The 13,100-nt window shown below is 29.9% G+C and carries 12 protein-coding genes; 9 read left to right on the top strand and 3 right to left on the bottom strand.

The features are described 5' to 3' along the window. Position 1: 1 nt before the first annotated feature. Positions 2-1,318, bottom strand: a complete 1,317-nt coding sequence (locus E2O22_RS01670) for a S41 family peptidase (protein ID WP_133318937.1) — start codon at positions 1,316-1,318, stop codon at positions 2-4. Between the two features lie 206 nt (positions 1,319-1,524). Between E2O22_RS01670 and E2O22_RS01665 the strand changes: the two genes are divergently transcribed. The 5 genes from E2O22_RS01665 (at position 1,525) to E2O22_RS01645 (ending at position 8,353) form a co-directional block, all read left to right on the top strand. Continuing rightward, complete coding sequence (locus tag E2O22_RS01665) at positions 1,525-4,098, top strand: ATP-dependent Clp protease ATP-binding subunit (protein ID WP_133318936.1); 2,574 nt, start codon at positions 1,525-1,527, stop codon at positions 4,096-4,098. A 159-nt stretch (positions 4,099-4,257) separates the two neighbouring features. Further along, a complete protein-coding gene (locus E2O22_RS01660; protein ID WP_133318935.1) occupies positions 4,258-5,397 on the top strand; it encodes a hydrogenase small subunit in 1,140 nt (379 codons plus the stop codon). A 2-nt stretch (positions 5,398-5,399) separates the two neighbouring features. After that, positions 5,400-7,115 (top strand): nickel-dependent hydrogenase large subunit, encoded by a 1,716-nt coding sequence (locus E2O22_RS01655; RefSeq protein WP_133318934.1) that lies wholly within the window; start codon positions 5,400-5,402, stop codon positions 7,113-7,115. A 15-nt stretch (positions 7,116-7,130) separates the two neighbouring features. Next, complete coding sequence (gene cybH / locus E2O22_RS01650; RefSeq protein WP_133318933.1) at positions 7,131-7,823, top strand: Ni/Fe-hydrogenase, b-type cytochrome subunit; 693 nt, start codon at positions 7,131-7,133, stop codon at positions 7,821-7,823. Continuing rightward, positions 7,820-8,353: a HyaD/HybD family hydrogenase maturation endopeptidase gene (locus E2O22_RS01645; RefSeq protein WP_133318932.1), complete on the top strand. Its 534-nt coding sequence runs from the start codon at positions 7,820-7,822 to the stop codon at positions 8,351-8,353. Before cybH ends, E2O22_RS01645 begins: the two co-directional genes overlap by 4 nt. Before the next feature lie 22 nt (positions 8,354-8,375). On the opposite strand, the gene E2O22_RS01640 is transcribed toward E2O22_RS01645, so the two are convergent. Further along, on the bottom strand, positions 8,376-8,798 hold the full coding sequence (locus E2O22_RS01640) for a PepSY-like domain-containing protein (RefSeq protein WP_133318931.1): 423 nt from the start codon (positions 8,796-8,798) through the stop codon (positions 8,376-8,378). 126 nt (positions 8,799-8,924) lie between these two features. On the opposite strand from E2O22_RS01640, the gene gltX reads away from it, so the two are divergent. From gltX to E2O22_RS01625, 3 genes are read left to right on the top strand one after another with little or no spacing between them, the layout of a single operon-like run. Beyond that, a complete protein-coding gene (gene gltX, locus E2O22_RS01635) occupies positions 8,925-10,220 on the top strand; it encodes a glutamate--tRNA ligase (RefSeq protein WP_133318930.1) in 1,296 nt (431 codons plus the stop codon). A 1-nt stretch (position 10,221) separates the two neighbouring features. Then, positions 10,222-10,509, top strand: coding sequence for a YggT family protein (locus tag E2O22_RS01630; RefSeq protein ID WP_012661430.1), 288 nt, complete (start codon positions 10,222-10,224; stop codon positions 10,507-10,509). Further along, positions 10,510-12,147, top strand: a complete 1,638-nt coding sequence (locus tag E2O22_RS01625) for a lytic transglycosylase domain-containing protein (RefSeq protein WP_133318929.1) — start codon at positions 10,510-10,512, stop codon at positions 12,145-12,147. It abuts the gene before it with no gap. On the opposite strand, the gene E2O22_RS01620 is transcribed toward E2O22_RS01625, so the two are convergent. After that, entirely contained in the window at positions 12,035-12,529 is a 495-nt protein-coding gene (locus E2O22_RS01620) for a hypothetical protein (protein WP_133318928.1), read from the bottom strand. The two genes, E2O22_RS01625 and E2O22_RS01620, sit on opposite strands and share 113 nt — an antisense overlap. 87 nt (positions 12,530-12,616) lie before the next feature. Here E2O22_RS01620 and mobB point away from each other — a divergent pair, with 87 nt between their 5' ends. Then, entirely contained in the window at positions 12,617-13,096 is a 480-nt protein-coding gene (gene mobB, locus E2O22_RS01615; protein ID WP_133318927.1) for a molybdopterin-guanine dinucleotide biosynthesis protein B, read from the top strand. Positions 13,097-13,100: the final 4 nt, after the last annotated feature.

Genomic DNA, 13,100 nt, shown 5'->3' with positions numbered 1-13,100 from the left:
TTTACTCTCCTTTTGTAATGTTTAAAATTTTAATTGCATCTATTGCGGTTTTTAGTTGTATGTCATTATTAATTTGTTCTTTGGTAATGATATTTTTATCTTCTTTGTTGTCTTTTTTCTTTTCTTGATGTCCGATTTTATCTAGTTCAGCTTGTAAGTGTTTTTTAAGATCACTTTCTTTGATCTCAAAGCCGTGATTTTCTTCTTTACTTACTTTTCCTGGAAATACTTCTATATCAGGATTAACTCCAACAGCTTGTATAGTTCTACCACTTGGTAAATAATATTTTGCTATAGTAAGTCTCAAGCCTTCTTTACCTTTTTCATCCATAGGTAATATAAGTTGCACACTACCTTTTCCAAAGGTTTTTTCTCCTATGATAATAGCGCGTTTAAAATCCTGCAAAGCCCCACTTACAATCTCGCTCGCACTTGCACTGCCACCATTTACAAGCACTACTAAAGGTGCATTGGTGATTTTTTTACTAGGATTTGCTTTAAATTCTACATTCTCGCTTTCAATTTTACCTTTTTGTGAAACGATTACTCCTTTATCTACAAAAAGATTTACTAAACCCACTGCTTGATTTAAAATACCGCCTGGATTGGTTCTAAGATCTAGTATAATTCCTTTTGTATTAGAATGTTTTTTGATTGCTTTACTAGCTTCATCTACAACATTTTTATCAAAATTAGTCACTCTTAAATAAAGTAAATTTTCATTTTCAATTAATTTTGTATAAACACTATCTACTTTTATGATATCTCTTTTTAAATTTACATCAAATGGCTTTGTATCACCTTTTCTATAAATAGTTAGAGTAACCTTTGTTTTAGGCTCTCCACGCATTTTAGAAACAGCTTCATTTAAAGTCATACCTAAAGTTGATTCGTTATTAATTCTTAAGATAATATCATCAGTTTTAATACCTGCTTTATCCGCTGGACTTCCTTCTATAGGAGCTACAACACTAATTGCTCCATCTTTTTGGGTAATAGTAAAGCCAAGTCCACCAAATTCCCCATTAGTTTGTTCTTTAAGCTCTTTATAACCTTTTTCATCTAAGAAGGAAGAGTGGGCATCTAAATTTGTAAGTAAACCTGCTATGGATTTATCAACCAAATCTGTATAATTAACATCATCAACATAATATTGTTCTATGATAGACATAGTTCTTGTAAGTTTAGATAAAGCTTCTATTTTTTTTTCTGCTTCGCTAGGAGCGGGATTTTTAGCTTGCAAGTTAGTAAAAATAAAAGAAGCGGTTATTAAACTACAAATGCTAGCTGCGATAATAAGATTTCTTTTTGTCTTCAAAGGAAAAACTCCAAAATAAATATGAATTCATAAAATAATTATCTAATTTTAGTTATTTTTGCTTAAAAAATCGTAAATAAAGTAAATATTTTTATGATATTAGTGTGTATATATAAAAAATTATTTATAAATATAACTAAATAAACTTGACAATAATAGACTAAAGTTATATAATACACTTCATATAAAAGTAAAAAGGAGTAAAAATGGCAAATATACAAGATTTTTTAACAGATTCTATGCTTTCAAATATAGAAAGTGCAATTTCTTTGGCCATTCATTCTAAGAATAGTGAAATAAAACCTTTGCATTTATTATGGGCTTTAAGTGTTGATAGCTCTAGTTTGCTTAATCAAGTTTTTAATAAATTAAATGTTTCTAAAGAGGCATTTGAGTTAGAAGTAAAAAGTAAAATTTTATCTTTTCCTACTAGCTCAAATGTAAATAAAGATAATATTAAATTTTCAAATGAATTTATTAATTCTTTAGAAAAAGCAAAAGGCTTGGCTTTAGAAAATAAAGATAGTTATTTGGCTGTGGATATGTGGCTTGTTTCAGAAAGTGCTAGCGGGGTTATTAAAGAACTTTTGTCTAAATTTGTAGATTTAAATGAGTTTAAAAAAGAATTAGAATTCATTAGAGCAGGAGCTAAAATAGAAACCAAAACAAGTGATGAAACGCTTGATTCTTTATCTAAATTTGGTATTGATTTGACTATGAAAGCTAAAAACAATGAGCTTGATCCTGTTATAGGTAGGGAAGAAGAAATTCAAAGATTAATGCAAATTTTAATCAGAAAAACTAAAAATAATCCTATTTTATTAGGTGAGCCAGGGGTGGGAAAAACTGCTGTGGTGGAAGCTTTAGCACAAAGGATAGTAAAAAAAGATGTTCCTACTTCGTTGCAAAATAAAAAAGTTATAGCTTTAGATATGAGTGCTTTAATAGCAGGGGCAAAATACAGAGGTGAATTTGAAGATAGATTAAAAGCAGTTGTAAATGAAGTAATAAAACATAAGAATGTAATTTTATTTATAGATGAAATTCACACCATTGTAGGTGCAGGTGCAAATGAAGGGAGCATGGATGCAGCAAATATTTTAAAACCTGCTTTAGCAAGAGGTGAGCTTCATACTATAGGTGCTACAACCTTAAAAGAATATAGAAAATATTTTGAAAAAGATGCAGCTTTACAAAGAAGATTTCAGCCTGTAAATGTAGCTGAACCTAGTGTAAATGAAGCTTTGGCTATGCTTAGAGGTATAAAAGAAAAATTAGAAATTCATCATAATGTAACTATTAATGATAGTGCTTTAGTGGCAGCTGCAAAGCTATCTAAGCGTTATATAGCTAATAGATTTTTACCTGATAAAGCGATTGATTTAATTGATGAGGCTGCAGCGGAATTAAAAATGCAAATAGAAAGTGAGCCAAATTCTTTAAGAAAGGTTAGAAAGCAAATTGAAAGTTTGGAAGTAGAAAATGAAGCTTTAAAAATGGAAGAAAATGAAGCTAATGAAAAAAGATTGGAAGAGATTAAAAAAGAATTAGCAAATTTAAAAGAAGAGCAAATCAAACTTAATGCCAAATTTGAAAATGAAAAAGCAGTATTTAATGGCATAAGTGCAAAGAAAAAAGAAATCGATACTTTAAAAAATGAAGCTATTTTGGCTAAAAATAAAGGAGATTTTCAAAAGGCTGCTGAAATAGAATATGGCAAAATTTTAGAGTGCGAAAAAGAGGTTTTAAATTTAGAAGAAAAATGGAAACAAATGACCCAAGAAGGAGTTTTGCTTAAAAATCAAGTAGATGAGGATTTAGTAGCTGGTATTTTAAGTAAATGGACAGGCATTAGTGTGCAAAAAATGCTCACTTCTGAAAAACAAAAATATTTACATATTCAAGAGTATTTACAAGAAAGCGTCATAGGGCAAGATGAGGCTTTGAGTGCTTTAGCTAAAGCTATTAAGCGTAACAAAGCAGGGTTAAATCAAGCAACTAAGCCTATAGGAAGCTTTTTATTTTTAGGGCCAACTGGAGTAGGTAAAACAGAAAGTGCGAAGGCTTTGGCTAAATTTTTATTTGATGATGAAAAAGCTATGGTGCGTTTTGATATGAGTGAATTTATGGAAAAACACAGTATATCAAGACTTTTAGGTGCACCTCCAGGATATATAGGGCATGAAGAAGGTGGGGAATTAACTGAAGCTGTTAGAAGAAAGCCTTATAGTGTGATTTTATTTGATGAAGTAGAAAAAGCCCATAAAGATGTATTTAATATACTTTTGGGAATTTTAGATGATGGTAGGGCTACAGATAGTAAAGGCGTAACGATTGATTTTACTAATACTATCATTATCTTAACTTCTAATATAGGTGCAAATTTTATTATGGAGTTAAAGGGCGAAGAAAAAGAAAAAGCTATTAAAGAAGCTCTTAGAAACTTTTTTAGACCGGAGTTTTTAAATCGTTTAGATGATATTATCACTTTTAACCCTTTGGGAGAAAGTGAAGCTAAAAAAATAGTTAAATTACTTTTTAATACCTTGCAAAAAAGTCTTGAAAATAGGGGTATTAAAGCAAGCTTGAGTGATAATGCTGCTAGTTTAATAGCAAAAGTTGGTTTTGATGTAGATTTTGGCGCAAGACCATTAAAAAGAGCTTTGTATGATATGGTAGAAGATAAATTAAGTGATATGATATTATCGGATGAATTAAATGAAAATGATGAGATTATTATAGATTCTAAAGATGATGAAATCATCATTGTTAAACAATAAGCAAGTGTAATACTTGCTTATTTAGAGTAAAATTATCTTAATAATACTAAATTGTAAATACTTCGTATATTTGATTAAAAAATTATCATTTTTTATCTATTCTTAACAATAAATATTTTAAAATCTTTAATGATATTTCTATAATTTAAGGAACAACAAATGAGTGATTTAGATATTTTTAATCGCCGTTTAGACGCATTAGAAAAACTTCCTCTTTTGAAAAATGAGATTTCTATCTCTAAAGCCTTAGAGCAATCAGGTTTTTCAAGAAGAGATTTTATGAAATGGGCTAGTGCTATGACTGCATTTTTAGCATTACCTGCTAGCTTTACTCCAGTAGTTGCAAGAGCTGCTGAGCTCAGTGATAGACTTCCAGTGATTTGGCTTCATATGGCTGAATGTACAGGATGTTCTGAAAGTTTATTAAGAAGTGATGCTCCTACCATTGATAGTTTGATTTTTGATCATATTTCTTTAGAATATCATGAAACTATAATGGGTGCTGCAGGTTGGCAAGCTGAACATAATCTTGAAGCTGCTATGGAAAAATATAAAGGTAGATATATCTTAATGGTAGAAGGTGGTATACCAACAGGTGCTACAGAAAACTTTTTAACTATAGGACCACATGGAAAAACAGGAAGACAATTAGCAGAACAAGCCTGTAATGATGCTTTAGCTATTTTTGCTATAGGTACTTGTTCGGCTTTTGGTGGTATCCAAGCTGCTAGACCTAATCCAAGCAATGCTGTAAGCTTAAGTAAAGTAACAAATAAAACAGTTATTAATGTACCAGGTTGTCCTCCAAGTGAAAAAAATATTATAGGTAATGTGATTCATTACATATTGTATCAAACATTGCCAGCACTTGATGCCTACAATAGACCAAAATGGGCTTATGGGTTAAGAATTCATGATCTTTGTGAAAGAAGAGGACGCTTTGATGCGGGTGAATTTGTGCAACAATTTGGTGATGAGGGAGCAAAAAAAGGATATTGTCTTTATAAAGTAGGTTGTAAAGGCCCTTATACTTTTAATAATTGCTCAAGAGAGAGATTTAATCAACATACTTCATGGCCAATCCAAGCAGGACATGGTTGTATAGGCTGTTCTGAACCTGATTTTTGGGATACTATGGGACCTTTTGAAGAAGTGATGGCAGGAAGATTATTTGATACTGTTTATGGCTTGGGTGCTGATAGCATTTCAGATAAAATTGGTATAGGTGTGCTTTGTGTAACAGGCGTAGCTGTTGCTGCGCATGCTGTAATTGCTTCATTAGAAAAAAATAAGGATTAAAAATGTCAAAAAGAATTATTATAGATCCACTTACTAGAATAGAAGGACATTTAAGAGTTGAAGTAGTGGTTGATGAAAATAATGTCATTAAAGAAGCATATTCAGGATCGACTTTATGGAGAGGGATTGAAACTATTGTAAAAGGTCGTGATCCAAGAGATGCAGGCTTTTTAACTCAAAGAATTTGTGGTGTTTGTACTTTTTCACATTATAGAGCAGGGATTATCGCAGTAGAAAATGCTTTAGGTATTACTCCGCCACTAAATGCAGTTTTAACTAGAACTTTAATGAATGCAGCTTTATACATGCATGATCATCCTGTACATTTTTATCAACTTCATGGTCTTGATTTTGTTGATGTTGTAAGTGCTTTAAGTGCTGATGTAAAAAAAGCAAGTGATGAAGCATTTAAATATACTGATATGCCTTATGCAACAGGTGCAGATAAGCTTTTAGAAGTTCAGCAAAGACTAAAAATCTTTGTAGATAAAGGAAATCTTGGACCATTTGCAAATGCTTATTATGGACACGCAACTTATCGCTTTACTCCTGAGCAAAACCTTATTGCACTTTCGCATTATTTAGAATGTTTAAGAATTCAAAGAACAATAGCTCAAGCTATGGCGATTTTTGGTGCTAAAAATCCTCATCCACAAAGTTTAACAGTAGGTGGTGTAACTTGTGTTATGGATCTTTTAAACCCATCAAGAATGGCTGAATATATGACTAAATTCCAAGAAGTAGCTGATTTTATTAATCGTGCTTATTATCCGGATTTAATCATGGCAGCTAAAGCTTACTCTAAAGAAGCAAGTGTATTAAATGATGTAGGGGTAAATAACTTCTATACTGAGAGAGAATTCCAAATTTCAAGTGATGAATGGTTGTTTGAAGGTGGTATTATTAGAAATGGTGATTTGAGTAAGGTTGAAGAAGTAGATGAAGCTAAAATCACTGAAGAGGCTACAAGATCATGGTATGCAGACAATGAAGCTTTACATCCTTATGATGGTAAAACTAATCCAAACTATACAGGCTTAATTGATGGTGAAAGCATTGATGATAAAGGTAATATGGTTCATAGTAAGGTATTTGATATTAAAGGCAAATATAGCTGGATTAAAGCTCCAAGATATGAAAATTCGCCTATGCAAGTTGGGCCATTAGCAAATATTTTAGTAAATTATGCTAAGGGTAATAAAATTGTAGTAGAAGCGGTTGATTCTTTCTTAAAAGCTACGAATTTACCAGTTCAAGCACTTATGAGCACTTTAGGAAGAACAGGCGCTAGAGCAATTGAAGCTAAAATTATTGCTGATCATGGTTTAAAAGCATTTGATTCTTTGGTTGAAAATTTAAAAACAGATGAAAGCACTTGTACTACTTATGTAATTGATAAAAACAAAGAATACAAAGGTAGATTTATGGGAAGTGCACCTCGTGGTGCGTTAAGCCATTGGTGTAGGATTAAAAATGGTGTAATTGAAAATTGGCAAGCAGTAGTTCCTTCTACTTGGAATGCAAGTCCAAAAGATGCAAATGGAGTAGGTGGTAGCTATGAACAATGTCTTATTGGTATGAAACTAGCTGATGTTAAACAGCCTTTAGAAGTAATAAGAGCTATTCACTCTTATGATCCTTGTATAGCATGTGCAGTACATGTAATGGATACTAAAGGTAATAATCTTAGCGAGTATAAAGTTAATGTAAATTTATAAGGAAAGGACTTTAGTATGGATTCTAAACATTCCTTAAAATCAAACAGAAAGGCTGAATACGAATTTAGTATCGGTCTTCGTTTTACACATTGGTTAAGAGCGGTTGCAATCGTGATTTTAGTGGGAACTGGATATTATATTTCTTATGTATTTCAAGCTCCTTCTATTTCATCTGAACCGACTTTATTTATGCAGGCAAAATACCGCATGGTGCACCAAATTTTTGGTTTTATCTTAATAGCTTGTGTGATTTTTAAAACATATTTGTTCTTTTTTGATTCAAAAAGTGATGGTGAGAGAAAGAGTATAAAAGATATTTTTAATGTAAAATTATGGATAGAGCAAATTAAATTTTACATTTTCCTAGGAAAGCACCCGCATTTACAAGGTGTATATAATCCTTTGCAATTTGTAACTTACCTTTTCTTTTATCTTGTTATGTTTGGGCTTATTTTGACAGGATTAATCCTTTATATGCATGTATATCATGAAGGCTTGGGTGGATTTTTATATAATATTTTAAGACCTATTGAGGTAATGTTAGGTGGATTGGCTGATGTTAGAACCTATCATAGAATTTTAATGTGGGTTGTGTTGATTTTTGTTCCAGTGCATATTTATATGGCTGTATTTAACTCAGTTAAAGGTAAAGATGGTGCTTTAGATGCTATCTTTAGCGGTTATAAATTTGTAAGAGAAAATCGTTGAAACTTCTAGTTTTAGGTATTGGTAATATTATGTTTGCAGATGAGGGCTTAGGCGTTCATCTTTGCAAACTTTTAGAAAAAAATTATAAGTTTTATCATGAAAAAGACTCGGTGAGTTTTGTAGATGGTGGAACTTTGGCTTTACAACTTAGCTATATTATAGCCGAATATGATGAAATGATTGTGATTGATTGTATTGCAGCAGATGATGCTAAGATTGGAGATATTTTTTTCTTTCCTTATGATGCAATGCCAAAAAAAGTTAATTGGAGTGGTAGTGCGCATGAGGTTGAAATGCTTCAAACTTTACAATACATGGAACTTATGGGAGATTTACCTAAAACTCAAATTTTAGCTTGCGTACCAAAGCGTATAGAGCCATTGAGTTTTGAACTTTCAAAAGAAGTCTTAAATGCTTTAGAAAAAATGGAGAAAATTTTACTTGATTTTTTAGAGAAAAAAGGCTTTACTTACAAGAGAATTGCTAATTATAATATACAAGAGCTTGCTCTAAATTCTTATAAAAGCTAAGCAAAAAAGCTTAGCTTAAATTCTAATCATCAAATTTTTGTCCCAAGAAATTTCCATTTACATCAGTATAAATTTCCATCATATTATTAAGTTTGAATTTATAACCTTGAATTTCTTTTTCAACTTTAATTATACTTGCATTTGGGTGCATTTTTTTAATCGTTGCTAAAACATTTGGACTTAAAAAAGAAGTATCAATTGGTCTGTATTTTGCATCGATTTCTTTCCAATCTCCATTGATAAAAAACTCAAGCTCAGTTCCATTGTCTAAATAAACATCAAAGCTATCAATATCTTGTTTAACTAAAGCAATATTTGAACCTGTAAAATGTTTTTGTATGAAATTTTTAGAATTTGCTGGTAAAGCATTAACTCCTACAATCATATCTTGTGCAAAAACAAAACCTGCAGTAACTAATGTTGCTAAAGCTATTTTTAATTTCATTTTTTATCCTTTATGTTGAATTATTTATGAAATCATATTGCTATTGAGTGAATTTTGTGTGAACTTAAAAGAAATAGCAAGTATTTAATTGTATAATGATAAAAAAGTTTTTTAAAAGGATAAATAATGTATAGGTTTGCACCATCGCCTACTGGAGATATGCATATTGGAAATTTAAGAGCAGCTTTATTTAATTATATTAAAGCAAGACAAGAAAATTCTGATTTTATTTTGCGTATTGAAGATACGGATAATGCTAGAAATATAGCTGGAAAAGAAGAAGAAATAAAAGCTATTTTAAAAGAATTTGGTATAACTTGGCAGCATTATTATGTACAAAGTGAGAATTTGAAATTTCATCGTCAAATGGCTTTAAAGCTAGTAAGTGAAAAAAAAGCATTTGCTTGTTTTTGTACTGAGGATGAATTAGCTCATAAAAAAGAACTAGCTAAAAGTAAAAATCAAGCATATAGATACGATGGTACTTGTGAAAAACTTGCAGATATTGATGTATTAAATTGTGAAAAACCTTTCGTAATCCGTCTTAAAAAACCTCAATCGCAAATGAAATTTATAGACTATATTAAAGGTGAGATTGGTTTTAATCCTGAAGATATTGATAGTTTTGTGATTATGAGGGCTGATAAAACCCCAACTTATAATTTTGCTTGTGCGGTTGATGATATGCTAGAAGGTGTTACTTGTATTATAAGGGGCGAAGATCATGTTTCAAATACTCCTAAGCAAGAACATATTAGAGCAAGTTTGGGTTATGATAAAAGCATGACTTATGCACATTTGCCTATCATTTTAAATGAAGAAGGTGTTAAAATGAGCAAAAGAGAGGCTCATTCTAGTGTAAAATGGATGCTTGATAATGGATATTTAGCAAGTGCTATTGCAAATTATTTAATACTTTTAGGTAATAAAACTCCGAAAGAGATTTTTACTTTAGAAGAAGCCATAGAATGGTTTGATTTGAAAAAAGTTTCAAAATCTCCTGCAAGATTTGATACTAAGCGTTTAATGCAAATTAACCGTGAGCATATAAAAATGCTTGATAATGATAAATTAAATTCTTTATTAAATTTAGGCAAAGATGTAGCTGAGCTTGCAAAATTTTATACTCAAGAAGCTAGCACGCTAAATGAGATAAGAGAAAAAATACAAGCAATTTTTGCAGTTAAAAATTATAATGAATTTGAAAAAGAATGTAAGTTGATTAAAGAAGTTTTAAAAGATTTAGATTTACCTCAAGAATATGATGAGTTTAAAAAGATTTTGATGGAAAAAACAAATTTAAAAGGTAAAAATTTCTTTATGCCTTTGCGTTTGGTATTAACAGGAGTTACTCACGGACCTGAAATGAGTGAAATTTATACTTTAATTAAGCCTTTTGTTAAAGAAATTATAAAGGAGTAAAATGGGAGTTGGAACAAGTTTGATTGTATCTTTGGTGCAAATTTTTTCTTTAGTTATTGAAATTTATGTATGGATTATAATCATTGCAGCATTGATTTCTTGGGTAAGGCCTGATCCATATAATCCTATAGTGCAAATTTTATATCGTTTAACTAATCCTGCTTATGCTTTTGTAAGAAGGTTTATTCCTACTACTATAGGGAGTATTGATTTAGCACCTTTGATTATTATTTTAGGATTAAAATTTATCCAAATATTTTTATCAAATTTAATTTTAGGAAGTTTATAAGTGTTGAAAAAAAGTGTAGTGTTACTTTTAGCTGGAGTGGTTTTTGCAAATAGTGCAATGTATTCTTATAAAGAATTAGAGCAAAGACCAAATTCTTTAGCTAAGGATTATTATTTATATCGTTTATTAGAAAAAAATGAATTTAAAAAAGAAGAAGTTGAAGGTTTAAAAGAACATATTTATCGTTATGCAGGGCGTATTAAAAATGCCATTGAAGCCATTATTCCGCCTTTGGGGTATAATAAAGAATATGAAGCTTGTTATAAATTTAATACGCAAAATATCTTAGATGCTAATGCTACTTGTCAGCTTATAAGATTAAATAGTTTAACTTTTATACAAGATCTTAATGCTTCAGTGCGTAATGAGATGAAAAAAAATATCCCACAGGATAATCCAAATTTAACAAAACTTTTAGAAGCTTTTGATGCTAAAGATCCTCTAAGTTATGCGGTTTTAAATTATGATAGTGCTAATTTTTATAAAATCTATAATTTCTTAAAAGATAAAAAAGATTTTTTCTTAGAAAAAGATTTTGTAAATGAATTAGCTAAAGAAAAAGAATTTACAAATTTTGTAAAAGAAATTATCATTAAGAAAAAAAGTCCATTGATAAGAAAATCTCTAGTCAATGTAGATGCAAATTTAACTTTTCAAGATAATGCTTTTTATCTAGGTGTAAATGCTATTTTAGAAAATGACGATAAAAAAGCATTGGAATTTTTTCAAGTAGCAAAAGATACTTTTAAAAGCAAACCTTTAGTAGATAATGCAAATTTTTGGCTATATTTGATCACTCAAGATAAAAAGTACATTGATGAGCTTGCTCAAAGTGATTCTTTAAATATTTATAGTCTTTATGCAAGAGAGTTAAAAGGCTTGCCTTTACCTAAAATAGAAGAATTAAAGCCAAAAAAACAAAAAAATGATTTTGATATGAAAGATCCTTTTGCTTGGCAAAAGCTCGCAAAAGAAATTGCAAAAGGTACTCCTAATGAGCTAGAAAAACTTGCAAAAGATTTTTATACCAAGGAAAATATCGCTATTTATGCCTATATTAAAGAAAGGGCCGAAGGTTTTAAAAAACATTATTTTATTATGCCTTATTTTGAATATTTAAAAGATTATTCCACGCAAAGAAAAGCTATGATTTTAGCTTTAGCTAGACAAGAAAGTCGTTTTATACCAACAGCCATTTCAACTTCTTATGCTTTGGGTATTATGCAATTTATCCCATTTTTAGCTAATCATATAGGCAATAAAGAACTGCAAATTCCAAATTTTGATCAAGACATGCTTTTTGAACCAAAAACAGCTTATACTTTTGCAAATCATCATTTAGATTATTTAGAATCTAAACTTAATTCCCCGGTTTTTGTGGCTTATGCTTATAATGGAGGTATAGGATTTACCACTAGAATGCTCAAAAGAGAAGATATGTTTAGAGCGGGAAAATATGAGCCATTTTTATCAATGGAGCTTGTTCCTTATGCAGAAAGCAGGGTATATGCTAAGAAAGTTTTAGCTAATTATGTTGTTTATTTGCATCTTCTGAACGATAATACACCGATTTCGAAATTTTTTGAAACTTTAGCTCAAAACACTGATTCTCAAAACACAAATCAAGTTTTAAAATAGGTTTTTGCACTAATTCATTAAGAGTGATTTTGTAATAACTTGCATAATCACTCTTAATGATATATTTAAATAATTTATCATTTTGATCTAAGGTTTTTATATTAGTTTTTTCTCCATCTATGAGTATTGAAATTTGCTCTTGCTTGATGTTGATATTTGGCAAAAAACTAAGTACAAAAACTTCTTTTTGACTTTTTTCATCTAATACAGGGTTTAAATAGCTCAATAAAGCAACTACTCTATTATCTTTATAATTAAAATTAATTTTTTGTGCATACATTAGAGTTTGGCTTTTTAAATTAATTTCACTTTGCTCTTGGGTTTTATTAGAGCATGCGGTAAAAATAAGTGTTAAAAAAATAATCATATAAACTTTTTTCATATTTTTGTTCCTAATTTTTTTATAATTATAAGCTTTTAACTTTTAAAAAGATATAATTTCATTTATTTTATTTGATTTAAGGAAGTTATGAAAAGATTAGCAATGGCTTTTAGCGGGCCTTCCAATTCAGGTAAAACGACTTTGATTACTCAAGTTGCTAAGTATTTTATGGAACAAAATTATAAAGTATGCATTATAAAACACGATCCAAAAGATAAAGCAAGCTTTGATATAGCAAAAAAAGATAGTTTTAAATTTTTTCAAAGTGGTGCTGATGTAATGGTTTTAAGTCCTACAAGGACAACTTTATTTACACATTCTCCAAGTACTTTAGATGAAGCTATTTCTAAGCTAGGAGAATTTGATTTTTTACTTATAGAGGGCTTAAAAACCTTAGATATGCCAAGAATTAGCGTTTTTTGTAAAGAAGTAGATGAGAGCTATTTTGCTTATTCTAAGGCTATTGCAAGCTATGAGAAAATTGAAAATAAAAATTTAACTTGGCTTTATTTGGATGATTTGGAAAGTATTTGTGATTTTATATTAAAAAATTCAAAAAAAGTATAGAGGT

Source organism: Campylobacter lari (assembly GCF_004357905.1).
GTDB classification, from domain to species: domain Bacteria; phylum Campylobacterota; class Campylobacteria; order Campylobacterales; family Campylobacteraceae; genus Campylobacter_D; species Campylobacter_D lari_D.
The sequence above is the reverse complement of the archived record's forward strand: the minus strand, read 5'-3'. Positions and strand labels throughout refer to the sequence as shown.

What these genes read in the sequence shown, in the direction of transcription:
- E2O22_RS01665 (WP_133318936.1), top strand. Translation starts at nt 1,525, where the DNA reads ATGGCAAATATACAAGATTTTTTAACAGATTCTATGCTTTCAAATATA.
- E2O22_RS01660 (WP_133318935.1), top strand. Translation starts at nt 4,258, where the DNA reads ATGAGTGATTTAGATATTTTTAATCGCCGTTTAGACGCATTAGAAAAA.
- E2O22_RS01655 (WP_133318934.1), top strand. Translation starts at nt 5,400, where the DNA reads ATGTCAAAAAGAATTATTATAGATCCACTTACTAGAATAGAAGGACAT.
- cybH (WP_133318933.1), top strand. Translation starts at nt 7,131, where the DNA reads ATGGATTCTAAACATTCCTTAAAATCAAACAGAAAGGCTGAATACGAA.
- E2O22_RS01640 (WP_133318931.1), bottom strand. Translation starts at nt 8,798, where the DNA reads ATGAAATTAAAAATAGCTTTAGCAACATTAGTTACTGCAGGTTTTGTT.
- gltX (WP_133318930.1), top strand. Translation starts at nt 8,925, where the DNA reads ATGTATAGGTTTGCACCATCGCCTACTGGAGATATGCATATTGGAAAT.
- E2O22_RS01630 (WP_012661430.1), top strand. Translation starts at nt 10,222, where the DNA reads ATGGGAGTTGGAACAAGTTTGATTGTATCTTTGGTGCAAATTTTTTCT.
- E2O22_RS01620 (WP_133318928.1), bottom strand. Translation starts at nt 12,529, where the DNA reads ATGAAAAAAGTTTATATGATTATTTTTTTAACACTTATTTTTACCGCA.
- mobB (WP_133318927.1), top strand. Translation starts at nt 12,617, where the DNA reads ATGAAAAGATTAGCAATGGCTTTTAGCGGGCCTTCCAATTCAGGTAAA.